The sequence below is a fragment of the Shewanella sp. WE21 genome, from assembly GCF_002966515.1.
GTDB lineage: Bacteria > Pseudomonadota > Gammaproteobacteria > Enterobacterales > Shewanellaceae > Shewanella > Shewanella oncorhynchi.
The window spans coordinates 1,465,440-1,482,193 of the sequence record NZ_CP023019.1 but is presented as its reverse complement, the minus strand read 5'-3'; the positions used below and the strand labels follow the sequence as shown (position 1 = coordinate 1,482,193).

Sequence of the window (16,754 nt, the reverse complement as noted above, 5' to 3'; positions counted from 1 at the left end):
TATCTCCTCATCAAGTAGGTTAGGCTTTGCTGATTTGGCATAGGCTGGACTTAGTTTCTTGCATCTGAGTCACAACGTCGTAGCCATAAGTTAAAATGGTGTTTGCAGATTCGCCTATCACGTAAGGCACAGTGCCTTCAGGATAGTTTTTCGCTAGGCTTTCGCCTTCAAACACCCCAGCAAAGTGGTATGGCATAAAACATTCACCGGCAATAACGCGCGGTGTCACCATAGCCTTAACCGTGATTTTGGCGCCTTCTGGACCATGAACAAAAACATTGTCACCGTCGCGAATACCGCGATCCGCTGCATCAGCAGGGTTCATTTCGATGAACATTTCTTGTTGTAGTTCAGCTAACCAAGGGTTAGAACGGGATTCTTCACCACCACCTTCATATTCCACTAGGCGGCCTGATGTGAGTGCCAATGGGAAGTCTTTAGCAAAATCCTTGTCTTGAATTGACTTATACAGTGTCGGTAAACGTGCAACCATACGATCTTCGTAGGTGGGGTATTTAGCGACTAAGTCACGACGAGGCGTGTAAAGTGGTTCGCGGTGGCGTGGAATATCGTCTGGGAATGTCCATACAATACAACGAGCTTTAGCGTTACCGTAAGGGATACAGCCGTGCTTGATAGCAACACGTTGGATACCGCCGGAAATGTCAGTTTTCCAGTTTTTGCCTTCGGCGTGTTTTTTCTCGTTTTCGGTCAGGTCATCCCACCAACCTAATTGCTTAAGCATATCGGCGGTAAATTCAGGATAGCCATCTTGGATCTCACTGCCTTTAGAGTAAGTACCTTCGGCAAGAATATTATTGCCTTCATGTTCCACACCATAGCGAGCACGGAAGTTACCGCCACCGTCTTTCACATGTTTGGCTTCGTTATACAGAATCTGGGTACCAGGATGTTTCATCTCTGGTGTCCCCCAACAAGGCCAAGGTAAGCCGTAGGTTTCGCCTTTGGCAGGACCGCCGGGGGCTTCTAGGCTATCAGCATCAAAAGTACCCCAGTTTTCTTGGTGCATTTTTAAACGCTCTGGGCTTTGTCCGGTATAACCGATAGTCCACATACCTGTGTTAAATTCGCGGGTGATATCTTCAATCAAAGGCTCTTCACCATTGACTTTAATATGCTTGAATAGCTCTTTATCTATACCCACTTTTTTGGCGAGTTTGTACATGATCACATGATCAGGCAGGGATTCGAACAGGGGTTCTATGACCTTAGAACGCCATTGTACTGAGCGGTTAGTCGCAGAGATTGAACCGTAGGTTTCAAACTGGGTTGCCGCAGGAAGTAAATAAACCCCATCTTGACGTTGGTGCATAACACCCGCCATGGTTGGGAATGGATCGACAACGACGACGGTGTCCATTTTATTTAAAGCTTCACGCACTTCACGGCCACGGGTTTCAGTGTTGACCGATTGTCCCCAGAAGAACGCCAGACGAATATTGTCTTTTTGCGCTATCTTGGTTTTATCTTCTAACACGCCATCGTGCCAGCGCGAACAAGGAATACCCGCAGAGGTTTGCGGTTTTTGTCCTAGATATTCGCCTTGATCGAAACGGCTCGCTACCCAATTAGGGTCGAGATCCCACACATTATTCCAATGAGCCCAAGCGCCAGTCGTTAAACCGTAGTAACCCGGTAAGTTATCAAATAACAAACCAAAGTCGGTTGCGCCTTGCACGTTATCATGGCCGCGGAAAATGTTAGTGCCGCCGCCAGGTACACCCATGTTGCCTAAAGCGAGTTGTAACATGCAGTATGAACGGGTGTTAGAGTTACCCACGTGGTGCTGAGTGCCACCCATACACCAAATAATTGTGCCGGGTTTGGTTTCAGCCATCATTTTGGCGACGCGGTACATCTGCGCTTTTGGTACACCCGCAACCAGTTCAACTTCTTCTGGGGGGTATTTTTTCACTTCTTCGCGGATACGATCCATGCCATAGACACGGTGTTTGATAAACTCTTTATCTTCCCAGCCGTTTTCAAATATGTGCCATAACAGGCCATAAATGAAGGGGATGTCTGTGCCAGGACGGATATGCACGTACTCGTCAGATTTCGCTGCAGTACGGGTGAAACGTGGATCAACAACGATGATTTTGGCACCGCGTTCTTTACCAATCAAAATATGCTGCATGGCAACAGGATGCGCTTCACTGGGGTTTGCCCCAATAAACATGATGCACTTAGAGTTGCGAATATCGTTGATTGAGTTGGTTTGCGCACCGTAGCCCCAAGTGTTAGCAACACCGGCTACCGTGGTAGAGTGACAAATACGGGCAGAATGGTCGACGTTGTTCGTACCCCACAGTGCCGCAAATTTGCGATATAAATAAGCTTGTTCGTTAGAGAACTTAGCGCTACCCATAAAGTAGACTGAATCTGGGCCTGACTCTTGACGAATTGAAGCCATTTTATCGCCGACTTCATTAATCGCTTGATCCCAAGAGATCTTTTTCCATTTTCCGCCTTCTAACTTCATGGGGTATTTCAGGCGTTTTTCGCCGTGACCATGTTCACGCAGTGCAGCACCTTTCGCGCAGTGACCGCCAGCGTTGAACGGGTGATCGAATGCGGGTTCTTGACCCGTCCATACACCATTTTGTACTTCTGCATACACACCACAACCTACGGCACAGTGAGAACAGATGGTACGTTTGACTTCGGTGGGAACATTATGGCCAATATCTTCTTGGGCCTGTGCTTTACGCATCATGCCTGTGCCCAGCATGGACGCCGCAGCGATCCCTCCTGTGGCAAGACTTGCCGATTTTAAGAATTGACGACGATTGAGACCCAGTGCTGGCGCTTTAGTTTCGACAACCTGGTCTGTTTTGCGGGTTAATCGCATCACACACTCTCCTCTATTTTAGTTTTAAAGCGACGTATAATAGCTACGAATATGGTCGGTTTCGCGGTAGTTCTCACTTTTAGGCTCTGCGGTTGCTGCCGTTTTTGTCGAAGCTAACGCTTGACTACTCACAGTGACCACTGCGCCTGCCGCACTGCCGAGTGCCAATGCTTTAAGCAATTGACGACGGCCCATGTCGGAAGCTGGCTTCTTCATAGTGTCTCCTTGTGTTACGGGATAAGGTGGTACAAACGGCTACCACCTCGGTTATTGTGGAAGCCTTAGCTTCCGTTATTGTTGCGAAGGTGAACATTAATCTCACCTTCGCAGATTGAACTCATCTCTAACATTTACATTTAGCACGCACATGCCGCGCTATCACTCAGTTTAGTCTTAGTTCATTAACTCTACTGGTTTTGCTAAATCGCTGGTGGCTGGCTGTAAGTCTGCGCTGCCCGGGCAATTGACTGGAATATCTAAGCTTAATTGCTCAAAAGCACTGGCTTCCATTGCAAAAAAAGCTTTTGCTAGCTGTGCAACCGTGGCGTAAAACGCCGCACTTGGTGCTTTGGCTAAATTGTCGCAAAAACGGCCAATCCAACTGCCGATATGGCGTTGGAAAAAAGCCAATTGGCGATAACTTGGCGCTTCTAAAATCAGGGTTCCCATCACTTCACACAGTGCTGCAACGTGATCTTCGGGTTCCTTGACGTTGTCTTCGCGTTCAAACCCTAGTTGCATTAAGTCTTGGCGTAGCAATGCCAGTGGTTTATCCATCAATGAGCCCGTCATAAACCAGCTGCCGTAGGGCAGGATCTCACCGCAACCTACACCGAGGAATAGGGCAAAATACTCGTCTTCTAGTTGTGCGCTGTTGAACTGCTGTGCGGCGAGTTGGAGTGATAACCAAGCTTTAGTCATCTCGTTGTCTTCATTGGCATCAATTTCAAGATTGGCCAAAAAGTGTAGCAGTTCAGGGCTTGGCTGACGGCGCAATAGGGCGGCTAACAGTTGATAGATATCGGCTCTCAACTGATCGTTTTCTGAAACTTGTCTTACTGATTCGGTCATAGCGGATCTCTTATCGCAGTTGCTTTTCAGGATCTTGAAGAATGTCTTCAAACATGTCTTTTACCCGGCAGTCGCCACACATTTTCAAGCGTTCAATATTGGCAGAAAATGCGCTGTGCGCGCCGACCATATCCAGCATCCGATGCACCATAGATTGGGTCGCAAAAGGAGAGCCGCAGCGAATACATTCGAAGGGGGCTTCTTCTTTCAGGGTCTGTTGTTGCTGACGGGCAGCTTTATTAAAGTTAATTTGTGGCGTAAGGCTTATCACTTTTTCAGGACACGCTGCCTCACATAAACCGCATTGCACGCAGTTTTGCTCAATAAAGTGTAGTGCAGGTTTGTCGCCACCATCTTGTAATGCCACGGTTGGGCAAATTGCCACGCAGGACATACACATAGTGCACTTTTCTACATTTACACTGACTTTGCCAAAGGGAATATTGTTGAGGCTAAGGCAAGTATCAATTTCACCCGCTTGGCTATTGAGGTGATCTATCGCTTCAAATAGCGTGTTGCGTTTAGTGGTCGACACAAATGCGGCGGGCACGATCACAGGCCAATCTAAGCTGATATCGAGCATCGAATGTAAATCGGCAAGCATGCTCGGGTCGATGAGGCTAATGCGTTGTGGCTGGCCCATTTCATCTAAAATGCTATTGGCTAACGACAGTTCGCCTTTAAGCATTTGCGTTAGGGTTGGCGCTGTTGCGTCTGTGTTGAGGAGCAGCACTTGGCGCGCGCCCCAAGCGAGTACTGACAACCAATGATCTACGCTAGCAACGGTAATTTCTTCGAGGGCAACGGGGATGATGTCGCCTGCTAAATCGTCGCTAATAAAGTTGGCGCCGACGGCATTATCGTGGAACAAAATCACCGGTGCGGTTTGGGCTTGTTCGCGGAAACGGCTAACGACTTTGTTCAGGTATGAATGCAAAGCTTGTGGCGTAGGTAAATCGTAACTGATGGCACCCGTTGGGCAAGCGCTGGTACAACTGCCTGCGCCATGGCAAAGATATGGATCGATTTCAATTTTCTTTGCGACACTGCTGATCGCATCTGCTGGGCAGAAGTTGAGGCAACGATTACAACCATTGATGCCATTGCGGTCGTGGGCACAGATATCTGGGTTAATTTTGACGTAGCGCGGCTTATCAAATTGGCCGATGAGATCGGGAATTTGCGCAAGGGCATCTTCGAGTTTTTCAGCGTCTTGGCCTACGTAAAAATAGCCGGGTGGCAGCATTTCTAAGTGCAAACAAGCTGCGCTGCTCAAATCGAGCACGATATCGAAATGGGGTTTACGGATTGACACTAAACTGAGTTCGGCTGCACCATCTTGATGTTCAACACTGACTTGAAATTGGCCTAAAAAGCCTTTTACACCAATGAGTTTGTTGTAATAGCTTTCGACATCAGTTGCCGCTGCCATGACACGTTCTAGGTGCGCTTCATCTTGGCTGGTAATGGCTTCATTGGCTAAAATCACCCTATGGGCCATAGTGGACAATTTGTCCGCGGCAAGGCGAGCCAGATCTTCTGGGCCAATAATAAGAACATTGCCTTCGGTGGTATAGCTGACAGTTGGCGGGATCAGATTCTGCAACATCTGAGTTTGCGTTAATACCTGTTGTCGCGCTTGTTTTAACGCTTCTTGGGTTTGATTGGTCATCAAATAAGTGCTCACATTGCGTTCCTGAACAGTACTTTGGCTGTTTCTTGTTTTACTGTATCTGGGCAGATTTAGGCGGCTGGTAATAAGTAAGTCATTGCCTTTTCTGCTTTTATCTAAGCTTTTTTATATCTTAGTACAGCAATTCACATACCAAAGTTACGGACATTAAAATTAGCTAAACTGACGTTAAACAACTCGGGTATGTGCCTGAGCTAAGGGCTCTGGTGCATTTTGGGGTAGGTCATCAGTCTCCCCATCCAAATTGTCCGTTATCGGCTCAGCTGTCCATTCGATTTCGACTTCATTAGTCTCATGAGTTGTTGTTTCGCTTACATCAAGACTCACGGATGGATTGCTTTCTTCAGTTTGTTTGGCTAAAGCAGCTGATTCTTCATCCGAGGTCTCGCTGTCTTCGGCTATGTAACGGAAGACTTTTTGCATCAATTCAGCTGAGACTTCTGCACTGAGTTTCGGTTGATTACTGTAATCGAGTGCATATTCCAAAAGCCCATCTATCTCGTTGAAATGCGGTTGTTTCCACAGTGCACGTAGCGCTGCAGATTTAGCCGCAGGGTCAACATTGGCACCCATAAAACTCGCAAAGCTGCCGCCTATTTCAATTTCGTTGGGATTGGGTAAATCCGCTGCAGTGAGGATGCGATTAGGATCGTCATGCTCTGCAGTATTAGGTTCAATGGCTGACTCTGTGGGTTGAAGCGGCTCAACTGCCATAGTGGGCTCGGCTACGATGGTCTCCTGAGGTGTGATTTCCCCGTCAGCCTCTCGCGCTTCCTCTGCTGCAACTTGTTCGCGCCGTTGGTTCCAGCGACTCAGTAGCCCGCCTGTTTTTTGTATGGATTCAGCCATTAGTCCCTCCGCAATGGATCGTGACTCGGGCCTTGATTATTACGGCCATCGACATGTTTACGGCGATGAGCGGCAATTTCGACTTCACCATATTGGGTGATAAAGGCTTCAATCCAACAAGCGATAGCTTTTGGCATCAATAAGTTGAGGACAGGGGTATTGCCCTCAAGACAACCCGCCGCGACATTCTGATCCGCCGATAATGCCGCCGGTATCCAAGTGCCATCGGCCGTTTCATCACATACTAAATACAGCATGGCGTTATCTAAATCGAGATTGAGGCGATAGCTGGCGCGTTCGTCTTTGTGCAGTTCGAGTAGCACTAAGGTTGCATCGTCTGGGGCTTGATGGGTGGCGGGAAGTAGGTGATCAATTTCCCATTGTACTGAGGTCCAGCGGCCAACTTGCTTCTCTACTTTCTTGAGTGAAACGTACATAGGCCAAACACTAGTTGTATGTTGCATTGTCTCTCCGTCTCAGCCGTGTTGATGGACAAACCGTAGAGTGAACGGTTCGGTTTTACCAACAAATTGCGATAAAAGGTCTCTGCAATATTGGTGCCAGTAAACATAGTGGATTAGTTTGAGCTAGATCATCAAAAACACCCTATAAATTGGACATTTTGTCCAGTACAGGATTTTGTTTGGGACATAAAAGGGCTAATGAAAAATCTGCATTGCGGCAGATCACGCATTTAACCCCAATTTTTATGTCTAGGTATAAATATTGCTATGCTCTGGCCATGACTCGTTAAGCGGTAACATTATGATCTCTGAAAATATCACTATTCCTGATAACAACATGAGCACAGATAGCGAAATAGCGACAGCCAATCCTTCTCAAAAAACTCAGCATCAGTGTTCTTTTGTGAGAACTCAAGTGGAAGTACCGCTGACCATTGCTGTAAAAGCAGTGAATGAAGCCGGGGAAGTGTTGGATAAATTTGTCGCCTGCGAACGTCCGCTTACCGTGTATTTGAACTGGCGACCAATAGTGACACTTATGACCCTAGGGGCGAAACCTGAGTCACTGGCGTTAGGTTATCTTAAGAACCAAGGCTTTATTTCGGATGTGAGCTTACTGGACTCTGTTATCGTCGATTGGGATGTGAGTTCTGCAGCCGTGGTTACCCGTGAACAAACCGCTGATCTTGATGAGAAACTCTCCGAAAAAACGGTGACATCAGGCTGTGGTCAAGGCACGGTTTATGGCAGTTTTATGCAAGATTTAGACGGCATCAATTTACCAACGCCAAGTCTTAAGCAAAGCACCCTTTATAGCTTATTGAAAAATATCAACGAATATAACGAAACCTATAAAAATGCGGGTGCTGTACACGGTTGTGGCTTGTGCGAAGACGATAAAATTATGGCTTTCGTCGAGGATGTTGGTCGTCATAATGCCGTAGATACTTTGGCTGGGGATATGTGGCTGACTCAGGATCGCGGCGATAATAAGATATTTTATACCACTGGCCGCTTAACTTCGGAAATGGTGATTAAAGTCGCTAAAATGGGGATCCCTATTTTGCTATCACGCAGTGGCGTGACTCAAATGGGCTTAGCACTAGCGCAGCAGTTGGGTATTACTATTATAGCCCGCGCGAAAGGCCGTCACTTTTTGGTGTACCACGGCAGTGAAAATCTGCAGTTTGATGCCAATACGGCTCCTTAGCCTCAAGTCAGCTAAGACTTACATGCAGTAACGAAGAATAAGACAAGGAAACAAGATGACGTCTGCCAGTGAATTGGTCTACATGAGCGCGAAGCAAGTGGCCGAGTATTTAGACCTTAATGAGAAAAAAGTCTACGCCATGGCTAATGACAGAATTCTCCCCGCCACTAAAATCACCGGTAAATGGCTATTTCCGAAAGTGTTAATCGACCGTTGGGTAATGGATTCTTGCCACAGTGGCATGCTGACCGACCGTTTATTGATCACTGGTAGTGACGATCCACTATTATCTATGCTGGTGGCGCGTTTGATGGCGCAAGTTGGTAGCCGTGAGTTGATAAGCTACAGCGCAACAGGTTCACGCTTAGGGTTAGAGTTGCTTGCTAAAGGTTATGCCGATGTGTGCACCTTACACTGGGGTAGCATGGAGGATAGAAATATTCGCCACCCAGCTTTACTTAAAGGTTATAACAACCATCAACAATGGATCATGGTGCATGGTTACTCCCGTCAGCAAGGGTTGATCATGCGTGCCGATATGCACCACAGATGCCAAGAAGAAGATAAAGTCGTGAACTTGCCTTGGCGTTGGGTGAGTCGTCAGGGGGGCGCAGGTAGCCAACAGCACTTAGAGCATTGGTTGTTAAAGCAAGGTGCTCGCTTAGATCAACTTAATGTCGTGCTAACTGCCTATAGTGAACGCGAGTTGGCGGGTTATATCGCTAGGGGTGATGCCGATATTGGTTTTGGTTGTCAATCTGTGGCTTTGGAAAGTGGTTTAAGTTTCGTGCCACTGATTAAAGAGTCTTTCGATTTCGTTATGCCGCAAAGCATTTACTTCCGTCGTCAGCTTCAACAACTTTTTACTATGTTGGCGAGTGGTCACTCGAGGCAAATGGCGGCACTACTTGGTGGCTATGATCTTACCGACTGCGGACAACTGCTATGGAGTGCGAGCTAATCCACTCAACTCGGTAATGGATTAAGGTGAATAGAGTTGAATGGTCTCTGAACTACTTATTACTGCTACTACATGCTGATATCTAATGTAGCCAGTTACTAACGAATAAGTATCAAAGAGACCCTCTTTATATTGCTGATTACGTTGTTTCGACTTTCTATGGTGAGTTGATGGGAGGCAACTACTATATATAGGTAAAGTATCTTCATCGCCAAATACACTCAGAGTGTCATCTTCTTCTGTTGTTCCCCGTCATTCTCCCATAAACGACTCCATATAAAAGTGGAGGTGAGATATTCCGGTTCGAGCAGCCGTTATTCTCATTTAAATCTGATAGCATTCATGCTCATGATCCCTTTGTCTTGATACTGTACGCTGGCAATCAATTGGGCCAAATTACAGATAAAGCGCTATTTTGTGGATAACTTTGGGGGTAAGTGGTGGGTATCTTGTGGCTAGATTAGATAATTAGAATTAACTGCAAATTTCCTTAAAATAGGGGTTGCACAAAATCTTCTGCTGCCTATAATGCGCATCCACTGACACGGCAGACAGCGAAAGCAGGCTGACGAGTTAGGTTAAATTGAGTCGCTTTTAAGCACTTAATTCAAGCGCAGCAAGAAGTTGAAAAATACTCCTTGACGCGAAACGGGAAATGCGTAAAATGCACGACCCTGAGCTGATGAAGCATCAGCGCGACCCGCCGACAACGGTATGTGGTCAACGCTCTTTAACAAGATAAAACAAGAAATCTGTGTGGACACTCACAGGTGTTGAGTTAATCGAAACTGCTTAACCTTCGGGTTGGCAGTCAAAAATTTAAATCAATGTAACAATGAGTGTTCATAGTAATATGTACAGTTTGTTTCTTTAGTTAGAAACAAAAAATCAGAATTCATTGAGCCGCTGAAGTCGCAAGACGGAAGCAACAAAACTTTAATTGAAGAGTTTGATCATGGCTCAGATTGAACGCTGGCGGCAGGCCTAACACATGCAAGTCGAGCGGCAGCGCAAGGGAGTTTACTCCTGAGGCGGCGAGCGGCGGACGGGTGAGTAATGCCTAGGGATCTGCCCAGTCGAGGGGGATAACAGTTGGAAACGACTGCTAATACCGCATACGCCCTACGGGGGAAAGGAGGGGACCTTCGGGCCTTCCGCGATTGGATGAACCTAGGTGGGATTAGCTAGTTGGTGAGGTAATGGCTCACCAAGGCGACGATCCCTAGCTGTTCTGAGAGGATGATCAGCCACACTGGGACTGAGACACGGCCCAGACTCCTACGGGAGGCAGCAGTGGGGAATATTGCACAATGGGGGAAACCCTGATGCAGCCATGCCGCGTGTGTGAAGAAGGCCTTCGGGTTGTAAAGCACTTTCAGTAGGGAGGAAAGGGTGTAACTTAATACGTTATATCTGTGACGTTACCTACAGAAGAAGGACCGGCTAACTCCGTGCCAGCAGCCGCGGTAATACGGAGGGTCCGAGCGTTAATCGGAATTACTGGGCGTAAAGCGTGCGCAGGCGGTTTGTTAAGCGAGATGTGAAAGCCCTGGGCTCAACCTAGGAATAGCATTTCGAACTGGCGAACTAGAGTCTTGTAGAGGGGGGTAGAATTCCAGGTGTAGCGGTGAAATGCGTAGAGATCTGGAGGAATACCGGTGGCGAAGGCGGCCCCCTGGACAAAGACTGACGCTCATGCACGAAAGCGTGGGGAGCAAACAGGATTAGATACCCTGGTAGTCCACGCCGTAAACGATGTCTACTCGGAGTTTGGTGTCTTGAACACTGGGCTCTCAAGCTAACGCATTAAGTAGACCGCCTGGGGAGTACGGCCGCAAGGTTAAAACTCAAATGAATTGACGGGGGCCCGCACAAGCGGTGGAGCATGTGGTTTAATTCGATGCAACGCGAAGAACCTTACCTACTCTTGACATCCACGGAATTCGCTAGAGATAGCTTAGTGCCTTCGGGAACCGTGAGACAGGTGCTGCATGGCTGTCGTCAGCTCGTGTTGTGAAATGTTGGGTTAAGTCCCGCAACGAGCGCAACCCCTATCCTTATTTGCCAGCACGTAATGGTGGGAACTCTAGGGAGACTGCCGGTGATAAACCGGAGGAAGGTGGGGACGACGTCAAGTCATCATGGCCCTTACGAGTAGGGCTACACACGTGCTACAATGGCGAGTACAGAGGGTTGCAAAGCCGCGAGGTGGAGCTAATCTCACAAAGCTCGTCGTAGTCCGGATTGGAGTCTGCAACTCGACTCCATGAAGTCGGAATCGCTAGTAATCGTGGATCAGAATGCCACGGTGAATACGTTCCCGGGCCTTGTACACACCGCCCGTCACACCATGGGAGTGGGCTGCAAAAGAAGTGGGTAGCTTAACCTTCGGGGGGGCGCTCACCACTTTGTGGTTCATGACTGGGGTGAAGTCGTAACAAGGTAGCCCTAGGGGAACCTGGGGCTGGATCACCTCCTTACCTATACGACTAACTTAATGTTTGTTGAGTGTTCACACAGATTGCTTGTTTAGCTTCTCTCAGGAGAAGTCAGAGCGAAACATCCCTCTTGCAGGTAGATGTTGTTCTTTAACAATTTGGAAAGCTGATAGTATTTAATTACATGAGTCTGTCATGTGATTAATTACAAAACGTTTAATGCGAAAGCATTGAACATGAGTTCTCAAACACTTTATTAAGTGTCTTGAATATTCAATAGTAAATTATTCTTTGCTGAATAGTTTACGTCTAAGGCGCGTCCACTTCTTTGGTCAGAAGTGAGACAAGTAAAACCAAGCTGGTCGCAATGCGGCGCAGGTGAGTGAAACTCATTTGGGTTGTATGGTTAAGCGACTAAGCGTATACGGTGGATGCCTTGGCAGTCAGAGGCGATGAAGGACGTAGTAACTTGCGAAAAGCGTTGGCGAGCTAGTAACAAGCATTTGAGCTAACGATGTCCGAATGGGGGAACCCAGCAGCATAAGCTGTTATCGCAACATGAATACATAGTGTTGCGAGGCGAACGAGGGGAACTGAAACATCTAAGTACCCTTAGGAAAAGAAATCAACCGAGATTCCCCTAGTAGCGGCGAGCGAACGGGGATTAGCCCTTAAGTCAGTGGGGTGTTAGTGGAATGCGTTGGAAAGCGCAGCGGCACAGGGTGATAGCCCCGTACATGAAAACTAACCATTGATGAAAACGAGTAAGGCGGGACACGTGACATCCTGTTTGAATATGGGGGGACCATCCTCCAAGGCTAAATACTCCTGACTGACCGATAGTGAACCAGTACCGTGAGGGAAAGGCGAAAAGAACCCCTGTGAGGGGAGTGAAATAGAACCTGAAACCGTATACGTACAAGCAGTGGGAGCGGTTCTTGAGACCGTGACTGCGTACCTTTTGTATAATGGGTCAGCGACTTACATTTTGTAGCGAGGTTAAGCGAATAGCGGAGCCGTAGGGAAACCGAGTGTTAACTGCGCGTTTAGTTGCAAGGTGTAGACCCGAAACCCGGTGATCTAGCCATGGGCAGGTTGAAGGTTGAGTAACATCAACTGGAGGACCGAACCGACTAATGTTGAAAAATTAGCGGATGACTTGTGGCTGGGGGTGAAAGGCCAATCAAACCGGGAGATATCTGGTTCTCCTCGAAAGCTATTTAGGTAGCGCCTCGAGCGAATACCATTGGGGGTAGAGCACTGTTAAGGCTAGGGGGTCATCCCGACTTACCAACCCTTTGCAAACTCCGAATACCAATGAGTACTACTCGGGAGACAGACGGCGGGTGCTAACGTCCGTCGTCAAAAGGGAAACAACCCAGACCGTCAGCTAAGGTCCCAAAGTACTAGCTAAGTGGGAAACGATGTGGGAAGGCTTAGACAGCTAGGATGTTGGCTTAGAAGCAGCCATCATTTAAAGAAAGCGTAATAGCTCACTAGTCGAGTCGGCCTGCGCGGAAGATGTAACGGGGCTAAGCTAGTCACCGAAGCTACGGGTGCACAGTTTACTGTGCGCGGTAGAGGAGCGTTCTGTAAGCCGTTGAAGGTGAAGGGGTAACCCACGCTGGAGGTATCAGAAGTGCGAATGCTGACATGAGTAACGATAAAGGGGGTGAAAAACCCCCTCGCCGAAAGACCAAGGGTTCCTGTCCAACGTTAATCGGGGCAGGGTGAGTCGACCCCTAAGGTGAGGCCGAAAGGCGTAATCGATGGGAAACAGATTAATATTTCTGTACTTCCGCTAACTGCGATGGAGAGACGGAGAAGGCTAGGCTAGCGCGGCGTTGGTAGTCCGCGTTTAAGGTGGTAGGTGGTGTTCTTAGGCAAATCCGGGGACACGTACTTTAATGTACACACTGAGAGCTGATGACGAGGTCCTAAGGGACTGAAGTAGTTGATGCCATGCTTCCAGGAAAATCTTCTAAGCTTCAGGTTAGTGGGAATCGTACCCCAAACCGACACAGGTGGTCGGGTAGAGAATACCAAGGCGCTTGAGAGAACTCGGCTGAAGGAACTAGGCAAAATGGTACCGTAACTTCGGGAGAAGGTACGCTCCTGTTGGTGATGAGACTTGCTCTCTAAGCTGACGGGAGTCGCAGATACCAGGTGGCTGCAACTGTTTATCAAAAACACAGCACTGTGCAAACTCGCAAGAGGAAGTATACGGTGTGACGCCTGCCCGGTGCCGGAAGGTTAATTGATTGGGTTATCGCAAGAGAAGCTCATGATCGAAGCCCCGGTAAACGGCGGCCGTAACTATAACGGTCCTAAGGTAGCGAAATTCCTTGTCGGGTAAGTTCCGACCTGCACGAATGGCGTAATGATGGCCACGCTGTCTCCAGCCGAGACTCAGTGAAGTTGAAATTGCGGTGAAGATGCCGTATACCCGCGGCTAGACGGAAAGACCCCGTGAACCTTTACTATAGCTTGGCACTGAACATTGAACCTACATGTGTAGGATAGGTGGGAGACTTTGAAGTTGTGACGCTAGTCATGATGGAGTCGTCCTTGAAATACCACCCTTGTAGTTTTGATGTTCTAACCTAGGTCCCTTATCGGGATTAGGGACAGTGCCTGGTGGGTAGTTTGACTGGGGCGGTCTCCTCCCAAAGAGTAACGGAGGAGCACGAAGGTTGGCTAAGTACGGTCGGACATCGTACGGTTAGTGCAATGGCATAAGCCAGCTTAACTGCGAGACATACACGTCGAGCAGGTACGAAAGTAGGTCATAGTGATCCGGTGGTTCTGAATGGAAGGGCCATCGCTCAACGGATAAAAGGTACTCCGGGGATAACAGGCTGATACCGCCCAAGAGTTCATATCGACGGCGGTGTTTGGCACCTCGATGTCGGCTCATCACATCCTGGGGCTGAAGTCGGTCCCAAGGGTATGGCTGTTCGCCATTTAAAGTGGTACGCGAGCTGGGTTCAGAACGTCGTGAGACAGTTCGGTCCCTATCTGCCGTGGGCGTTGGATGATTGAAGGGAGCTGCTCCTAGTACGAGAGGACCGGAGTGGACGAACCGCTGGTGTTCGGGTTGTCATGCCAATGGCATTGCCCGGTAGCTACGTTCGGAATCGATAACCGCTGAAAGCATCTAAGCGGGAAGCGAGCCCTAAGATGAGTCATCCCTAGGAATTTAATTCCTCTAAAGAGCCGTTCGAGACTAGGACGTTGATAGGCATGGTGTGTAAGCGTTGTGAGGCGTTGAGCTAACATGTACTAATGACTCGAGAGGCTTAACCATACAACCCAGATGGGTTTTACAAAGAAGCCTTAGACAGAATACAGATACTTGATAAAGTTTGAACTCAAACAAAGAAAATCAGCTTTCCGAATTATTATTAACGTGAGCCAGAGATGGACACGGTAATAAACAGAATTTGCTTGGTGACAATAGCCTTGTGGAACCACCTGATCCCATCCCGAACTCAGAAGTGAAACGCAAACGCGCCGATGGTAGTGTGGGGTCTCCCCATGTGAGAGTAGGTCATCGCCAAGCGCCTAATTATCTCATTGAGATGTAACGAAGCCAGCTGAATAAGCTGGCTTTTTTGCGTCTGTAATTTGTACAATCCAGCCTAGTGTCTATTTAATTAGTCAGTTTTCCTCCTATTTTTCTCTCCTTACACTCTTCATGACATCAATAATAAGTAATGGTTGTCGATTATTTGTTCGGTTATTTTGTCAATGCTCCGATTTTGCTATAGCTATCTTGGTTCTCGATCGAGCCTAGCTATTGCTATTAGTTAAGCGGTTACTTACCTTATGTTTTAATTTATTGGGGTAGATAAGGATCTGAGATGAAGTTAGAGATGATTTGCACTGGAGAAGAGGTGTTGGCGGGACAGATTGTTGATACCAACGCCGCTTGGTTTGCCAGTACTATGATGGAGCATGGTGTCGAGATCCAGCGTCGAGTAACAGTCGGCGATCGCCTCGAGGATCTGATTGCGGTTTTCCAAGAACGTAGCTTACATGCAGATGTGATTCTCGTTAATGGTGGTCTCGGGCCGACGAGTGATGATATGTCTGCTTTAGCGATGGCGAAGGCGAAGGGCGAACCATTGGTTGAGAATGCGGAGTGGCGTGAGCGTTTAGAGGAGTGGTTTACCCGTAATAACCGTGAAATGCCTTTAAGTAATCTCAAGCAAGCTATGCTGCCAGCCTCAGCTGTGATGGTTGATAACCCAGTGGGAACCGCTTGTGGCTTTAGAGTTAAGCTTAACCGCGCTTGGTTATTCTTTACGCCTGGTGTGCCTTTTGAGCTGAAACACATGGTTACAGAGCAGTTTGTGCCCTTTATTCGGGAAGAGTTTAACCTTGATGCTAAGGTCGCCTTAAAGAAACTATTGACCATAGGTCAAGGTGAGTCCGCTTTGGCAGATAAGTTAGAGCCGCTAGAGCTGCCAGAAGGCATTACTATTGGTTACCGCTCTTCTATGCCGCATATTGAGATTAAGATTTTCGCCCGTGGCGAGAAGGCGATTGCAGTATTACCTCGCGTCGCTGGGCACATCAAAATGGTGCTAGGTACTGCGGTTGTCGCGGAAGATAAAGCCACTCTTGCCGAAGAAATTCATTATAAGCTACTTAACTCAGGCTTGACCTTAAGCGTTGCCGAGTCTTGCACTGGCGGCATGATCACCAGTCAGTTAGTTGATTTCCCTGGCAGTTCATCTTACTTACAGCACGGATTAGTGACTTATAGTAATGAATCTAAAGTGCGTGTGTTAGGTGTTAATCCTTCAACCTTAGATGATCATGGTGCTGTCTCCATTGCGACTGTAGAAGAAATGGCTAAGGGGGCAAGGCAAATTTTAGACAGTGATTATTCGCTGGCAACCAGTGGAATTGCGGGGCCCGATGGTGGCACAGATGAGAAACCTGTGGGCACTGTGGCGATCGCTTTAGCAACTCGCGGCGGTGTTTATAGTCAGATGATTAAACTACCGAGACGTTCACGGGATCTGGTACGCAGTTTAAGTGCTGCTGTGGCTTACGATATGCTAAGACGTGAGCTTTTAGCTGAAGCTGTGATCGTCGATTATCAGTCGATTGGGCGATTCAGTAAGTAACTCTTATACGGGTATATATCCGTTTATGCCCGCCAACAAAAATGCTCCCTCGGGAGCA

At 47.9% G+C, this 16,754-nt stretch carries 9 protein-coding genes and 3 rRNA genes; 6 read left to right on the top strand and 6 right to left on the bottom strand.

Going from position 1 to position 16,754, the window contains the following annotated elements; all coding sequences use genetic code 11:
- Positions 1–19 precede the first annotated feature (19 nt).
- From CKQ84_RS06320 to CKQ84_RS06295, 6 genes are all read right to left on the bottom strand, one after another.
- On the bottom strand, positions 20–2,872 hold the full coding sequence (locus CKQ84_RS06320; protein ID WP_105250554.1) for a formate dehydrogenase subunit alpha: 2,853 nt from the start codon (positions 2,870–2,872) through the stop codon (positions 20–22).
- Between the two features lie 24 nt (positions 2,873–2,896).
- On the bottom strand, positions 2,897–3,088 hold the full coding sequence (locus tag CKQ84_RS06315; RefSeq protein ID WP_105250553.1) for a twin-arginine translocation signal domain-containing protein: 192 nt from the start codon (positions 3,086–3,088) through the stop codon (positions 2,897–2,899).
- 177 nt (positions 3,089–3,265) lie between these two features.
- On the bottom strand, positions 3,266–3,943 hold the full coding sequence (locus tag CKQ84_RS06310) for a molecular chaperone (protein WP_105250552.1): 678 nt from the start codon (positions 3,941–3,943) through the stop codon (positions 3,266–3,268).
- Positions 3,944–3,953: 10 nt separating this feature from the next.
- Entirely contained in the window at positions 3,954–5,615 is a 1,662-nt protein-coding gene (locus tag CKQ84_RS06305) for a 4Fe-4S binding protein (protein ID WP_173913218.1), read from the bottom strand.
- A 189-nt stretch (positions 5,616–5,804) separates the two neighbouring features.
- A complete protein-coding gene (locus CKQ84_RS06300) occupies positions 5,805–6,485 on the bottom strand; it encodes a DUF3306 domain-containing protein (RefSeq protein WP_105250550.1) in 681 nt (226 codons plus the stop codon).
- Positions 6,485–6,949, bottom strand: coding sequence for a DUF3305 domain-containing protein (locus CKQ84_RS06295; protein WP_105250549.1), 465 nt, complete (start codon positions 6,947–6,949; stop codon positions 6,485–6,487). The genes CKQ84_RS06300 and CKQ84_RS06295 overlap by 1 nt, the downstream gene beginning before the upstream one ends.
- Before the next feature lie 337 nt (positions 6,950–7,286).
- Between CKQ84_RS06295 and CKQ84_RS06290 the strand changes: the two genes are divergently transcribed.
- The 6 genes from CKQ84_RS06290 (at position 7,287) to CKQ84_RS06265 (ending at position 16,696) form a co-directional block, all read left to right on the top strand.
- Complete coding sequence (locus CKQ84_RS06290; protein ID WP_105253015.1) at positions 7,287–8,159, top strand: formate dehydrogenase accessory sulfurtransferase FdhD; 873 nt, start codon at positions 7,287–7,289, stop codon at positions 8,157–8,159.
- 55 nt (positions 8,160–8,214) lie between these two features.
- Positions 8,215–9,120 carry a helix-turn-helix transcriptional regulator gene (locus CKQ84_RS06285; RefSeq protein ID WP_006083558.1) on the top strand — a complete coding sequence of 302 codons (906 nt, stop codon included), beginning with the start codon at positions 8,215–8,217 and terminating at the stop codon, positions 9,118–9,120.
- Positions 9,121–10,057: 937 nt separating this feature from the next.
- Positions 10,058–11,600: ribosomal RNA gene (locus CKQ84_RS06280) — 16S ribosomal RNA — on the top strand.
- A 362-nt stretch (positions 11,601–11,962) separates the two neighbouring features.
- Positions 11,963–14,865 (top strand): 23S ribosomal RNA (locus CKQ84_RS06275).
- 139 nt (positions 14,866–15,004) lie between these two features.
- Positions 15,005–15,120 (top strand): 5S ribosomal RNA (rrf, locus tag CKQ84_RS06270).
- The 16S, 23S and 5S rRNA genes sit together here, the layout of an rRNA operon.
- 301 nt (positions 15,121–15,421) lie before the next feature.
- Positions 15,422–16,696, top strand: coding sequence for a CinA family nicotinamide mononucleotide deamidase-related protein (locus tag CKQ84_RS06265; protein WP_105250548.1), 1,275 nt, complete (start codon positions 15,422–15,424; stop codon positions 16,694–16,696).
- Positions 16,697–16,754: the final 58 nt, after the last annotated feature.